Here is a 14,090-nt window from a genome sequence, read left to right as displayed (position 1 = left end):
GCCCACGCTCAATCGATACCGATAATTTTGTGCATCTGCAACGTCAGGCGCCAGCGTGGATTTGCCAGACAGTAATCAGTCGCCTTACGCGTATTACTCTGCTTGATTACATCCGTGCTGGTTTCCGGCACCGACGGCGAGGCCATGGGCGACAAAAAGAAATGATCGGCCTGTATGTGCAAAAAACGCTCGGGCGTGGCTTTTGGCTGTGGGTACACCAGCTTAAGTTCGTTGCAGCGTTCAATGACCACTGGCGCATCCGCCTTCGGGCTCACGCAGAGCCAGTCGATGCCGGCAGGCGCCGGCAGGGTACCATTGGTTTCAACGCCAATTTCGAATCCGGCTTGGTGCAGGGCATTAATTAATGGAGAGTCTAGCTGCAGCAGCGGCTCGCCACCAGTGCACACCACATAGGGCTTGCCAGGTGCCACCGGCCACAACCCCGCGATATGCGCTGCCAAGGCCTCAGGCGTCGCAAAAACGCCGCCATTCTGGCCGTCGGTACCGACAAAGTCGGTGTCGCAAAAGTTACACACTGATGTGGCACGGTCTTTTTCCCGGCCAGTCCACAAATTGCATTTACTAAAGCGGCAGAAAACCGCTGCGCGGCCGGCCTGGGCACCTTCGCCCTGTAGTGTATAAAACGCTTCTTTTACCCGGTACATCAGTATTGCACCTCGTAGGCAACAGGGTCCTGTTGCTGATGCTCGGCAAACGCCTGTAAGCGTTCCACACAGGAACTGCAACGGCCACAGGCTTTGCTACGGCCGTTGTAACAGGTCCAGGTATGGCGGTAATCCAGGTTCAACTGTAAACCGAGGGCCAGAATGTCGCCTTTAGTGAAGTGCATAAACGGCGCGTCCACCGCTATCGGCTGATAGTTTGCAACCTTACAAACTGCGTCCATTTTTTCCACAAACTCAGGACGGCAATCCGGGTAAATCGCGTGGTCGCCACCGTGGGCGCCGAACCATACGGCGCTGGCTTCTACAGTGACGGCATAGCCGGTGGCCAGTGCCAGCAAGATCATATTGCGATTGGGCACCACGGTAGATTTCATAGCGCCTTCCTGGTAATCCCCTTCAGGCACGTCAATGGTTTCAGACGTTAACGCAGAGCCGGCCATTACGTCGCTCATGGCGCGGATATCAATCACTTTGTGTGGTATACCCAGCTGCTGGCAAACCTCTTGGGCACAGTCAAGTTCGCGCACATGACGCTGGCCATAGTTGAAAGATAGGGCATGAACGTTCAAGCCATCAGCACGCGCCTTGTGCAATAACGTGAAGGAATCCATGCCTCCGGAATAAATTACAACCACGGTGTCAGTCATTCAGGCGTCCGTTAGGTGGGCGGTCGATGTGCTTTAATAGGCTTTATTGTAACAGCCTGCCGGCAGGTTGGGTTCGCACATACACTGGCGGCAAGGTAAACTCACGTACAAATGCATTCCAGCTATAACAGGTGACGTTATAAGTAACCAGATTCCAGCCTTTATCGATTTCGAAGCGTCCAGCCTTGATCTTATCGCAAGCTATCCTATTGAGGCTGGCTTGTGCCTGAATGGAAAATACCTGCATAGCTGGCTAATAAAACCCTGTGAGGCCTGGCTGGACTGGTCAGAAAGCGCAGAGCAGATTCACGGCATTGAACGCGATGAACTGACCCAGAACGGCAACGATGTGTTAACCGTAGCGCTTGCCCTAAACCGCCTGCTGCCGGAACAGGTGTTCTGTGATGCCTTCACTTTCGACAGCTTCTGGCTGCATCGGTTATTTCGCGCGGCCGCCATAGAGCCGAAATTTCAGCTGGAATCGGTGTCCGTGCTACTCAACAGCCGGCAGGTTAAGCTATGGCCTGATGCCCGCCAACACGTTATCAGTGAACTGGGTTTACCGGTGCACCGGGCCGAAAACGACGCCTTGATTCTATCGCACACCTGGCAACGGGTTAACCGTTAACGTTTTCGCGCCTGTGTCAGACTCCAGAGCAACTCCAAAAAAAAACGCAACCCGAAGGCTGCGTCTAAAAGGAGAGATCCGCCCGATACCTGATCAACGGCATGGTGGATAACACAACGTAAAATATGACAGCAGTGATTATGATGGCGAGCCAGAATGCTGTCTGTAAGGGTTTGCCACAGACCTCAAGACTTTTGCGCTTGCCCAGCGCTGCTGCAAAGCCCCGGGCAAGCGATGCACTACGCTTTAAGATTCATGCACCGACCAAAAACGGATAACGACCTGTAATGACAGTAACCCTGATAAATCCAATCCATACTGCCAGCGCCATCTGGTAGTATGCATCTGTGTTGGGTTTGTACGAGCGTGGCTGGGTCTTCAATGGCATGCTGGCCAGAGTGGGTCATAATTTACGCCCTTGGCCCGGCAGCGGCTGCTATAATTATACGGTTGTGTTCTGATTCATCACCGTTGCCGAGCCCGAGCTATGCCGCAAACATCTGTTACCGATACCTTGCGCGAGTACCAGTCGTTACTGGAACTGTTGGACGACGCCTATTGGGAAGCCAGCTGCATCGTTCACAAAGACATGCTGTACGACATCATCAGTATTTTCAGCCAGGAAGTGGCCGAGCTGAACAAGCTCAGCATTCAAGACCACCACTACCCTTACGAAGTGATTACCGAAGGCATTCGCCGCATCGTGCCGAAACTTGAGAGCCTGGACGAAGCCCGCGAACTGATCATCCAGCGCACGCAGACCCTGACCGACTTTCGCGACATTCTTTCTTCTGTACTGGGCATTCTGGAAGACCAGCTGCGCACGCTTTAGTCTACTGTCTGAAACAACCGTAAATTACACGCCAACATGCACCCGCTGGCCTTCAGGCAATTGTGGAAACGCTGTACTGACGTTGTACAGAAATTTCCCCAGCGCCGGTAAATGATGGCCCACAATCGGGAAACCGGTGGTCAGTAGGCTCACTGAAATATCCCGCGCCGAATCTGCCCAACAAAATTTATTGATGAGCCCCACGTGGCCAAACGCATAACGGGTGTTTGGCCCCCAGACTCCTACCGGATCGCCCCCCAGCATCATCCCGGCACTGAAGCGCATAGGCAGCATAAGAGTGCGATCGAGCTGCAGCGACCCGAACTGCTGAATTGCACGCTGCACCGTAATCTCACTGCAGATGCGCTTGCCACCCCACACACCACCATTGAGCATCATCTGGAAAAACCGCCCCATTTCCTCGGCGGTGCCATACAGATTGCCGGCGGGTATCACCGCCTGCTGGAAGCGGGGGTCATTCGTCACCGCTTCTACAGATTTGATATCGCCACCCAACGCCCGCTTTACAACCCGCGATACCGGCCAGGTAGGCCGCGGGCCAGTAGCATAGTTAGCCGCCGGCACATTCAAATCTGCCGCTGCGACGCCATAGGTAAACCAGGTCATCCCCATGGGCTTGCGAATATAACGGTCCAGATACTGCTGAATCGTCAGACCAGTTACGGTTTCGAGAACACGCTGCAGCACAAAACCGCCGGTAATAGCATGATAAAAGACTTTTGAGCCGTTTACCTGCACTGCGCGCTCCTCACACAGCAGGCGCCAGATTTCTTCCGGATTCCAAAGTACCTCAGTTGGCGTGTCACCAGGAATCGCCGGAATACCGCCGCGATGGGACAGTATCTGATGCAAGGTGATGGTGCGCTTACCGTTGTCGGCAAATTCCGGGCAGTAATAGGCTACCGGGTCCATAAGGTTGACCAACCCCTGCTCGGCTAGCAGGTGAATCAAAAAGGCCGTCACCGCTTTCGACGCGGAGAAATAACAGACCGGTGTGTCTGTTGTCATCGCTACCCGCGGCGTATCAACGCTGTCGTCCGGGCCGTTACCCCGGGCATGACCGATAGCGCGATGCAGCACAGACTCGCCCCGGTAACGCAGTGAAATCTGGATACCCGGATGCACGCCGGTGCGGTAAAGACTCTCAACACTGCGCCATACCGCATCCACCGACTCTGGTCGCAACCCTGCAGACACAGGATTTTCCCCGGCCGTATCACGGCAGGTAACGCTGGCAAGATCCTTGGGCACTCTGCACGTGTGAAGGGCGCGGCGAGTGAGAGCGTTGATGGGGCTGAGCATGTTATTTCTCCATGAGCGCACGGCGCCATAGTTACGCGCTTATCGCGTGGATTAAATTGTTATACGGCCTAGCCCAAAATACACCAATTATTACAACCGAGCAGATGGCGCTGTGCAAAAGAATCCTGGCGCACAACCCCAAGCGTGAAACTTCTTTTAATACGCTGACGGTGCCGGGCAATTGCGGGTCATGCTGACATCCGATGACTTGGGGGCCAACGATTCCGGGGTGATCACAAAAAAACGGTCTGGGGCTAACCGGTTCGCGGTGATCGAGGCCGCCTCAGCCGCCTCGGTACAACCTTGCTTCAGCTGCGCTTCAGCGAGGTTGTTCCAACCTGATGCAATGTCTGGAAACCGATAAGTCATGGCCTGATAGTGTTCGGCTGCCACAGCCCACCGGCCTTGCTGATAGGCGATGTTACCCAGCCCCAATAACGCAGCGGGCTGATCCGGCCAGGCTTTTGCCGCGGCCAGATAGGCAGATTCCGCTGCAACAGGTTGCTGTGTGGCTTCCAGATCGTGCGCGGCCATCAGGTAAGGCAGCGGCTGTGCCGTTACCGGAATTTGGCCCGGCGGCACTATTATTCGGGCCCATCGGCCTGAGCGATCCCAGGTCGCCATGAAAACGGAGACCTTCTGCCGGTAGCCTCGTTTCGTTCCGGTGTGAAGAATCAGCGCTTCCCGGGCACTATCAAATCCGATAACCACGGCAAAGTGCCACTGCGGCCACCAGTTGAAACGCAGGTTTTGCAACACCAGCACCGGGTGGCCCGCACTCACTTCGGTCAAGACGCTGGTTAGGTCGGGATCCAGCGGGTACACCAGCATGCCGTATTGGCGCGCAGCAGCAACCATTTCAACCTGCAACGCTCCCTGGCGCTCTGGCAGGTACACCCGGTCAATCAACTCATCAGGGGTGGCACTCACGCCCTGTGCATTTAGCATCATCGCCAACGAAGCGGGGCCACACTGATACTGTTCCTGAGGATGAAATCGCACGTCCGTAAGCTCAGCGCTTTCGAAGCCGGTTGGCCACTGAGGCCGGCTGGCGCAACCTGAGAGCAGAACCCCCAGGAATGCGGCCGTGAGTAGCCTGCTTGGTTTCAACAAAAAATCGAACATGCTGAGGTCATTACCGCAAGCACTTGACGAACGGGAAGATATCGGTGGCGCAAAGCATATCGGTGATGATGAACACCAGCAGAAACAACACGACGATACCGACAACGCCTTCACCGGCCGGAGCCGCGACCAGCTGTTGTTTGAAGTCCCCCAGCTCAGAAGGTGTCAGACTTTGAATGCGGTCACGCACTTCCTGCTCCCCGACCCCCATACTGGCCAAAGTACCTTTTACATCATCGCGATCCAGCATCTCCATCAGGGCCTGGCGGTCAATATCGGCACGCTGTTCTGTTAGTAATTCGCCGGTGCCGACAATGCTGGCAGAAGCGGGTATTGCCCACATTGATGCCAACATCATAACCATCGCCATGATGCCTGAAATAGATTGCATGTAGCCTCTGATTGCCTGCATGGGTTGTTCCTCAGGTTCTTCTAATGTTTGGGGGTATATTGTTGGATCACTTAATACATCAGTGTAGCCGCAACTGGCTTTCACGCACAGGAGGGCCGACTGAAAAGATAGCCAACGAGCTTCCGGTTAGGGTCTTGATGTGGTCACCTATTCGGATCTTACTTCACCACCGAGTTCTGTGCTTCCAGTTATTCGTAATTGGGGCCATACTGAATTTTGGGTCAATCAGTTGTGGCTAGAGGCAACAGACATGAGCAAAGGACAAGACAGTAAAAAAGCTGATAAAAAGAAACCGCTTTTGACCGCAAAAGAAAAGAAAGCGGCTAAAAAATCAAAAAAAGGTGACACCAATGTGCTGGGTAATTAGGCCGTCTTAATAATAGATTGCCTTGATAATAGAGAGTTCTGACAATAAACAGATCGGATAATGGAAGCAACGCGAAAATCCCACCGGAACCAGCATGACTCCTGCTATTGATGTCGCCCGGGAGGCGGGCATTGAACACCAACTTCATCAGTATCAACACGACCCTGCCAGCATTGGCTATGGCACTGAAGCTGCGGAGAAGCTTGGGCTGAACCCAGCTTGCGTGTTCAAGACTCTGGTGGTCGCGGTGGATGTAAAGACCCTGGTGGTAGCCATTGTACCGGTAAATGCCATGCTCAGTATGAAGCTGATTGCCAAAGCAGCGAGCGGCAAAAAAGCCATCATGGCAGACAAGCAGCAAGTGCAGCGCAGCAGCGGTTATGTTCTGGGTGGGGTTAGCCCGCTGGGGCAAAAACGGACGCTGACGACGTTCATTGACGAGTCAGCCCGGCTGTTCGAACGGATTCATGTCAGCGCCGGTCGGCGGGGGCTTGAAATTGAGCTGGCGCCGGCAGACCTCGCCACGCTCACTCGGGGGCGCTTTGTGGCGTTGCGCCTGGAGTGATGCCCGACTGACTGGGTAAAATCTCCACACAAAAAACCCGCAAGACGGTGACCGTTTTGCGGGTTTTTCAATTCAGCGGCTCGGGTTATTTACCGGGCCGCTGCCACACCAAGGGTGTTAAGCCGAGGCGAGGGCTTCTTCCATCAGCTTGTTTAGCGTTGCACTGGGCTGCATGACTTCGGTTACTCTGCCAGCAGGCGCGTGAAAGTAGCCTCCCAGATCCACTGCTTTGCCCTGAATCGCTGTCAGCTCTTCAAGGATCTTGTCTTTTTGGGCTCCCAGCTTTTCAGCCAGCTTGGCGAAGAAGGATTTCAGTTCCTTATCTTCGTCCTGAGCAGCCAGTTCCTGTGCCCAGTAATAAGCCAGGTGGAAGTGGCTGCCACGGTTGTCCAGTTCGCCGGTAGAGCGCGACGGTGACTGGTTGTTTTCCAGCAGTGTCTCGGTGGCTTTGTCCAAGGTCTGACCCAGCAGACGTGCACGGTGGTTATTGTGCTTTGCACCCAGCTCGTCCAGCGATACCGCGATGGCCAGGAACTCACCCAATGAGTCCCAGCGCAGGTGGTTTTCTTCGACCAGTTGCTGCACGTGCTTCGGCGCAGAACCGCCAGCACCGGTTTCGTACAGACCACCGCCGTTCAGCAGCGGTACGATGGACAGCATTTTGGCGCTGGTGCCCAACTCCAGAATCGGGAACAGGTCCGTCAGGTAGTCACGCAATACGTTGCCGGTTACCGAAATGGTATCCAGGCTGCGAATCAGGCGCTCCATGGTCCAGCGAATAGCACGTACCGGCGACATGATGCGGATGTCCAGACCATCGGTGTCGTGGTCTTTCAGGTAAGTGTTTACTTTCTTGATCAACTGGGCGTCGTGGGCACGCTCGTCGTCCAGCCAGAACACAGCCGGCATGCCGGTGGCCCGGGCACGATTAACGGCCAGTTTGACCCAGTCGCGAATGGGCAGGTCTTTAGTCTGGCATGCGCGCCAGATGTCGCCGGTTTCCACGTTGTGCTCGGTCAGTACGGTGCCGTCTTCGGCGATCACCCGAATAATGCCGTCTTCTTTAATTTCAAACGTCTTGTCGTGTGAGCCGTACTCTTCGGCCTTCTGCGCCATCAGACCCACGTTTGGTACGGTGCCCATGGTAGTGGGGTCAAACGCGCCGTTGGTTTTACAAAAGTTGATGGCTTCCTGGTAAATAGTGGCGTAAGTCGACTCTGGCATTACCGCTTTGGTGTCTTTCAGCTTGCCATCACGGGCCCACATTTTGCCGGAGTTGCGGATCATCGCAGGCATGGAGGCGTCTACGATAATGTCACTGGGCATGTGCAGGTTGGTGATACCTTTGACCGAGTCCACCATAGCGATTTCCGGACGATGCTCGTAGGTTTTGTGCAATGCTTCCTGAATTTCTTCCTGCTTCGACTCTGGTAGTAGCTTGATTTTCTCGAGCACAGATGACAAACCGTTGTTCGGGTTTACGCCGATCTCGTCGAACAAGTCGCCAAACTGGTCAAACAGTTCTTTGTAGTAAATCTTCACCGCATGACCAAACACGATCGGGTGGGAAATTTTCATCATGGTGGCTTTAACATGCAGAGAAAACATCACGCCGGTGTCTTCACAGTCTTTAATAGCCGCTTCGAAGAATGCACACAGCGCTTTTTTACTCATGTTCATGCCGTCGACCACTTCGCCGTCCAGCAGCGGCAGTTCGGCTTTCAGCACGGTCTGTTCGCCTTTCTTATTCTCGAACACGATGCGGCTGTTGGTAGCCTTGTCCAGAGTGACGGACTGCTCTGAAGAGTAGAAGTCGCCGCCTTTCATGTGCGCTACGTGGGTGCGCGATGCAGGGCTCCACTCGCCCATGGAGTGCGGGTATTTGCGGGCAAAGGCTTTTACCGCGGCAGGAGCACGGCGGTCAGAGTTGCCCTCACGCAATACCGGGTTTACAGCGCTGCCCAGTACTTTGCTATAACGGGAGGTGACATCTTTTTCTTCGTCAGTCTGGGGATTTTCTTCATATTCCGGGACCTTATAACCCTGCTTGTTCAACTCTTTGATGGCAGAGCGCAGCTGCGGGATAGAGGCGGAAATGTTCGGCAATTTAATGATGTTGGCGTTAGGATCTTTGGTGTATTCACCCAGTTCGGCCAAAGCATCGGGCACGCGCTGGTCTTCTGCGAGGTAGTCCGGGAAGTTGGCCAGGATACGGGCCGCCAATGAAATATCGCTGGTTTCAAAATGAATGCCAGCCGGCTTGGCGTAGGTCTTCAAGATCGGCAGCAGTGACCGGGTGGCAAGCGCTGGCGCTTCGTCGGTCAGTGTGTAGATAATTTTGGTTATTGACTCTGACATGTTCGTCCTCGAGCTATAAAGGTTGGATTCAGGACGGTCACGGCTGGCAGTTGTGCTTGGCACCTCTGGCTTTGGCTGTGACTGGTGGGTAGTTTTTATTTGACTCACTAAGATAACATTTTTTGGTGAATTGCGGCTAAGATCTTAGTATGAGGACGGGATTTGGTGGTATCGCCTTGATGAGAGCAAGCCCCACCAAGACTCTTCGTTCTTTCGACTAAACCCTGTTTAACCTTCTTTTGGCAACAAGCCTGCTTTCTGCAAACGCGCCTGAATAGCGTCCAGTGCTTCCGGATTGGCAAGCGCGTCGCGGTTGTCGCTGCGGGCAGAGCCGTTGATGAGGCGGGCTACGGCAAGTTCTACTTTTTTACCGCTGCGAGTGTAGGGGATGTCTGGTACCGGGATGATGTGGTGGGGTACGTGGCGAGGGCTGGCGCCTTTGCGAATTTGGGTTTTCAAGCGCTTGAGCAGCCCGTCGCTCAGGGTTTCACCATCGGCCAGTACGACCAGCAATACCACTTCTACGTCGCCTTCGATTTGACGACCAACCACCAGGCTATCTTTTATAGCGGCTTCGGTTTCAACCTGGCGGTAAATTTCGGCGGTACCGATGCGAACGCCTCCGGGATTCAGGGTGGCGTCGGAACGGCCGTAGATAATGGCGCCGCCGTGTTCGGTGAATTCGATAAAGTCGCCGTGGGCCCATACGCCAGGGGCGGATTCGGCGAAGGTGTCGAAGTAGGCATTACGGTAGCGTTCGCCGTCTGGGTCGTCCCAGAAGCTGACGGGCATGGACGGCAGGGGCTGGCGGCACACCAGCTCACCGCGGCCGGAGCTGACAGATTGGCCGTTGTCGTCAAAGGCGACAGCGTCTACGCCCAGGAAGCGGCACTGTATTTCGCCGCGGCGTACAGGTAACAAGGGTGTGGAGCCTACAAAGCAGCCGCAGATGTCAGTGCCGCCGGCGATGGAGCCTAACAGGGCATTCGGTGCGCCGTCTGTGTACATCCAGTCGTAGTCTTCTGGCAGCAGCGGCGAGCCGGTTGAGAAAACGACTCTGAGAACGCTCAAATCCAGCTCTTTATCCGGGGTCATGCCGTCTTTACGACAACCGGCCAGGAATCTCGCGCTGGTGCCGAAGTGGCTGACTTTTTCATCGGCTACGGTTTGCCACAGCATGTTCAGGCTGGGATAGCCCGGAGAGCCGTCTATGGTGATCACCGCCGCGCCGGTCAGCAGGGCAGATGCCTGCCAGTTCCACATCATCCAGCCACAGGTGGTGAAGTACATGAAGCGGTCGCCGCTGCCGACATCGCCGTGCAACATCAATTCTTTCGCGTGGTTGACCAGCAGGCCAGCGGTGCCGTGTACGATGCACTTGGGTTTGCCGGTGGTACCAGAGGAATAGAGGATATACACAGGGTGATCCGGGGCCACTGGGGTGAACGACGGCGGGGTGCCTGCGCCGGCTGCAATGGCGTCTTGCCAGTCGCTGACCAAAGGGCTGTCGATGGCCGGGGCGTCCGGTAGCTGTGGTACGCTGACGACGCATTTCAACGAGGGCAGGCCGCTAATCAATTGGGCGAATTCTTGCTGACGCTGGAATACTTTGCCACCGTAGCCGTAGCCGTTTACGGCAACCAGCGCGGTGGGTTCAATCTGGCCAAAGCGGTCCAGAATGGCGCCAATGCCGAAGTCCGGTGACGCTGAACTCCAGACCGCACCCATACTGGTGGCCGCCAGCATGCCCACCATGGCTTCGTAGCCGTTGGTGACAATACCGGCAACCCTGTCACCTTTGATAACGCCCTGGCTGCTTAGGTAAGCTTCCAGAGCGCCCACGTCGGCGCGCAATTCGGTATAGGTGCGGCGCAATACCGGGCGGGTTTCACAGTAAGCAACAATGGCTTCGCTGTTAGCCTGTTCGCCTTCAGCGTGGCGTAGCAGGTTGGCGGCAAAGTTCAGAGTCATACCCGGAAACCATTCAGCGCCGGGCATGTCACGTTTACCCAATATCTTTTGCGCAGGCGTGTGGCTGACCAATCCGCAGTAATCCCAAACAGCTTTCCAGAAGCCTTCAAGGTCGCTCACCGACCATTCATGCAGTTCGTGGTAGTCCGCAAAAGGGCCGTAACCCAGGTCTTCCAGCCAGTGTTGAAAGCGCCCCATCTGGCTGTCTTTAAGGACTGTGTCAGAAGGCGACCAGACTACCGGGGATTGTTCGTTGCTATTCATCCGTTACTCCGTTTTCTTACTGCATGTGCCAGCCGTGGCTGACCACTATCGATTGCCCCGTCAGCGCTGCTGACGGGAAAGCCGCCAGGTATACGGCAAGTTCTGACACGTCCGCCAGAGTGGTGAATTCTCCGTCTACGGTGTTTTTCAACATTACTTTAGAGATCACATCTTCCTCAGATATACCCAAAGCCTGCGCTTGCTCGGGAATCTGTTTGTCCACCAGCGGGGTGCGCACAAATCCGGGACAGATAATGTTGCTGCGCACACCGTGTTCAGCGCCTTCTTTGGCTACCGCACGGCACAAGCCCAGCATGCCGTGTTTAGCCGCCACATAAGGTGCTTTTAATGGCGACGCTTCCAGCGAGTGGACCGAGCCCATATACAGGATTGTGCCGCCACCTTTGGCGTACATGGTTTGCAGGGCTGACCGGGTCAGCAGGAAAGCGCCGTCCAGATGCACGCTCATCACCTGACGCCAGTGATTAAAACTCAGCTGATCCAGTGGCGCGATGTGCTGTATACCGGCATTGGCCAGCACAATATCCAGACCACCCCAAGCTTCGACCACCGAGTTAACGCCCCGCTCCACCGCCTGTTCGTCTGTAACATCCATGGCCAGTGCCATGGCGCTTCCACCGGCGCTGTTGATATGTTCGGCAACCTCCTGCGCGGTGCTGTAGTCCAAGTCGGCTACCGCTACACGGGCACCTTCACGGCCATAGTGCTCGGCGACTGCCCGGCCGATGCCGCGACCTGCCCCGGTAATCAGGGCTATTCGGTTTTCTAGACGCATTATTATCTCCTCAGTCGTAAGCCACGCTGGGCAGCCAAGTCGCGATTTCAGGCACCAGGAATACGATCGCCAGGGCCACCACCTGAATGATGATGAAGGGTATGACGCCCTTGTAGATGTCGATCACCGTGATTTCCGGCGGCGCCACACCTTTGATATAGAACAGTGCAAAGCCTACCGGTGGCGTCAGGAAAGACGTTTGCAGGCACATGGCAAAAAGGATGGTGAACCACACCAGGTCGAATCCAAGATGTTGAACAACCGGTGCCACCAGCGGAAGAATAATCAGGGTGATCTCAACCCAATCCAGGAAAAAGCCAAGCAAAAACACCGAAAACAGAATGGTCAATACCACGCCATAGGGTCCGAATGGCAGCCCCAGCAGCGCATCTTTGATCACCTCGTCGCCACCAAGACCCCGCAGCACTACGGAGAACGCCGTTGCCCCCAGGAAAATGGCGAAAATGAACGCCGACGTACGAGTTGTCTGCTGCAGCGAGGAGCTGAGTACTTTCAGGTTCAGACGTCCTGACATCAGGGCCAGTAAAAGAGCGCCGAGGGCACCCACACCGGAAGCCTCCGTGGGCGTGGCTATACCGGCAAAGATAGAACCAAGCACACCGAGAATTAGGGCCGCGGTAGGCAGAACTGCCTTGGCCACTTCCCAGACAATGCCCCAGGACACCTTCTCTGTGCCCTCCGGCACTGGCGCAATATGCGGCTGCAGCATGGGGCGGATTATGGCGTAGGCAACGTACATAGCACCCAGCATCAGGCCGGGCAAGAACGCGCCCATGAAAAGATCACCCACCGACGCTTCCGGAACCGCCAGCCGGTCGGCCATCAGCACCAGCATGATAGAAGGAGGAATCAGGATTCCAAGAGTGCCGGTGGCGCAGGCGGTGCCCACGGCAAAACCTTTGTCGTACTTGTTCTCCATCATTACCGGCAAAGAGAGCATGCCCAGCAACACCACGGAAGCACCAATGATGCCGGTGGTCGCCGCCAACAGCACGCCAATGATAATCACCGTTACCGCATATCCGCCGCGAACCGCGCCAAAAAGTTTTACCATACTGTTCATCAGTCGCTCGGCGACACCAGACTGATCAAGCATGATGCCCATAAAGATAAACATCGGCAGAGCGACAAGGGTCTCGCTGTTTACGACATTCCATACCCGCTCGGGCACAAGACCCAGGGAGGAGGAATAGTCGAACCATAGATTGGCACCAAAATTTTCCACGGCCACCACACCAACGACCGTCCAGATGACTGCTGTGCCACCCAACACCCAGGCAACCGGGAAACCGGTCATCAATAACACCATGAAAGTCAGAAACATTCCGATTACAAATAGCGTTTCAAGCTCCATCAAGACACACCTTCTTTCTTGTCATTCCCGGATTTGATCCGGATTGGCTTCGGAAAGCCGAAAAGTAATGCAGTGACTTTCAGCAAACGGGATAGCGCAGCCAGCATTAGAAGAATAAAAGACAATGCCAAAATGCCCTTGGGAACCCAGCGGTATGGCAGCCCGGCAGGTGCCTGACTGGTTTCACCCTGTTGCCAGGAACTGAAGGCGTAGGGGATCATTTCGTAGACCGCCAACCCGAGGAACGGCAACAACAGAACCACCAGACCGAACAGTTCAATCCAGCCCTGGTTTCTCAGGGACAAGCGCTCATGGATTACATCCACTCTCACGTGGTCATCGACCACCAGAGTATAGGCCAGCCCCAGCAGCCAGCCGGTGCCGGCCAGATGCCACTGCACTTCTTCCAATGTCACAGAGCCATGGTCAAACGCATAGCGGCCAACTACGGCCCAGATAATTACTCCGGTTAACACGACCCAGAGCCAGGAAGCACCCTTGCCGATCGCGGCAATCACACGGTCTACCCCCTGGCTGACCCGGGTTGTTGGTAACTCTGTGTGATGATGAAGAAATTCGTCGGTGTCAAACACCGATGCCCGCACGTTCTGCGGTGAGCCTTTACCAGACACCGTCATACAACAGTTCCTTGTTCAGAAAGCCCGTCATGAAAAAAGAATGGCCCCGAGGGGCCATTCAGACTTGGTTAAGGAGCACCGGAATCGCTTCCGATGTCTCAGG

13 protein-coding genes are annotated in these 14,090 nt (G+C 55.2%); 3 read left to right on the top strand and 10 right to left on the bottom strand.

What is annotated here, in order from left to right; genetic code table 11:
• Positions 1-8 precede the first annotated feature (8 nt).
• Positions 9-665: a 7-carboxy-7-deazaguanine synthase gene (gene queE, locus MRBBS_RS00520; protein ID WP_014869435.1), complete on the bottom strand. Its 657-nt coding sequence runs from the start codon at positions 663-665 to the stop codon at positions 9-11.
• A complete protein-coding gene (queC, locus tag MRBBS_RS00515) occupies positions 665-1,333 on the bottom strand; it encodes a 7-cyano-7-deazaguanine synthase QueC (protein ID WP_014869434.1) in 669 nt (222 codons plus the stop codon). The genes queE and queC overlap by 1 nt, the downstream gene beginning before the upstream one ends.
• Positions 1,334-1,553: 220 nt before the next feature.
• Here queC and MRBBS_RS00510 point away from each other — a divergent pair, with 220 nt between their 5' ends.
• Positions 1,554-1,961 carry a hypothetical protein gene (locus MRBBS_RS00510; RefSeq protein WP_227497549.1) on the top strand — a complete coding sequence of 136 codons (408 nt, stop codon included), beginning with the start codon at positions 1,554-1,556 and terminating at the stop codon, positions 1,959-1,961.
• Between the two features lie 487 nt (positions 1,962-2,448).
• Entirely contained in the window at positions 2,449-2,793 is a 345-nt protein-coding gene (locus MRBBS_RS00505) for a hypothetical protein (RefSeq protein ID WP_014869431.1), read from the top strand.
• 24 nt (positions 2,794-2,817) lie between these two features.
• Here the strand turns inward: MRBBS_RS00505 and MRBBS_RS00500 are convergent, their stop codons facing one another.
• The 3 genes from MRBBS_RS00500 to MRBBS_RS00490 all read right to left on the bottom strand — a co-directional run bounded on the left by MRBBS_RS00500 (position 2,818) and on the right by MRBBS_RS00490 (position 5,653).
• On the bottom strand, positions 2,818-4,116 hold the full coding sequence (locus MRBBS_RS00500) for a serine hydrolase domain-containing protein (RefSeq protein ID WP_014869430.1): 1,299 nt from the start codon (positions 4,114-4,116) through the stop codon (positions 2,818-2,820).
• Between the two features lie 156 nt (positions 4,117-4,272).
• Positions 4,273-5,241: a PA2778 family cysteine peptidase gene (locus tag MRBBS_RS00495; RefSeq protein WP_014869429.1), complete on the bottom strand. Its 969-nt coding sequence runs from the start codon at positions 5,239-5,241 to the stop codon at positions 4,273-4,275.
• Positions 5,242-5,251: 10 nt separating this feature from the next.
• Positions 5,252-5,653: a PA2779 family protein gene (locus MRBBS_RS00490; RefSeq protein ID WP_014869428.1), complete on the bottom strand. Its 402-nt coding sequence runs from the start codon at positions 5,651-5,653 to the stop codon at positions 5,252-5,254.
• A 461-nt stretch (positions 5,654-6,114) separates the two neighbouring features.
• On the opposite strand from MRBBS_RS00490, the gene ybaK reads away from it, so the two are divergent.
• On the top strand, positions 6,115-6,585 hold the full coding sequence (ybaK, locus tag MRBBS_RS00485) for a Cys-tRNA(Pro) deacylase (RefSeq protein WP_014869426.1): 471 nt from the start codon (positions 6,115-6,117) through the stop codon (positions 6,583-6,585).
• Between the two features lie 117 nt (positions 6,586-6,702).
• Here the strand turns inward: ybaK and MRBBS_RS00480 are convergent, their stop codons facing one another.
• From MRBBS_RS00480 to MRBBS_RS00460, 5 genes are all read right to left on the bottom strand, one after another.
• Positions 6,703-8,943 (bottom strand): NADP-dependent isocitrate dehydrogenase, encoded by a 2,241-nt coding sequence (locus MRBBS_RS00480; RefSeq protein WP_014869425.1) that lies wholly within the window; start codon positions 8,941-8,943, stop codon positions 6,703-6,705.
• 228 nt (positions 8,944-9,171) lie between these two features.
• Complete coding sequence (locus MRBBS_RS00475; RefSeq protein ID WP_014869424.1) at positions 9,172-11,178, bottom strand: acetoacetate--CoA ligase; 2,007 nt, start codon at positions 11,176-11,178, stop codon at positions 9,172-9,174.
• A 16-nt stretch (positions 11,179-11,194) separates the two neighbouring features.
• Positions 11,195-11,974, bottom strand: coding sequence for a 3-hydroxybutyrate dehydrogenase (locus MRBBS_RS00470; protein ID WP_014869423.1), 780 nt, complete (start codon positions 11,972-11,974; stop codon positions 11,195-11,197).
• Positions 11,975-11,984: 10 nt separating this feature from the next.
• A complete protein-coding gene (locus MRBBS_RS00465; RefSeq protein ID WP_014869422.1) occupies positions 11,985-13,349 on the bottom strand; it encodes a TRAP transporter large permease in 1,365 nt (454 codons plus the stop codon).
• Positions 13,349-13,987: a TRAP transporter small permease subunit gene (locus MRBBS_RS00460; RefSeq protein ID WP_014869421.1), complete on the bottom strand. Its 639-nt coding sequence runs from the start codon at positions 13,985-13,987 to the stop codon at positions 13,349-13,351. The genes MRBBS_RS00465 and MRBBS_RS00460 overlap by 1 nt, the downstream gene beginning before the upstream one ends.
• Positions 13,988-14,090: the final 103 nt, after the last annotated feature.

Source organism: Marinobacter sp. BSs20148 (genome assembly GCF_000283275.1).
Lineage (GTDB): Bacteria > Pseudomonadota > Gammaproteobacteria > Pseudomonadales > Oleiphilaceae > Marinobacter > Marinobacter psychrophilus.
The sequence above is the reverse complement of the archived record's forward strand: the minus strand, read 5'-3'. Positions and strand labels throughout refer to the sequence as shown.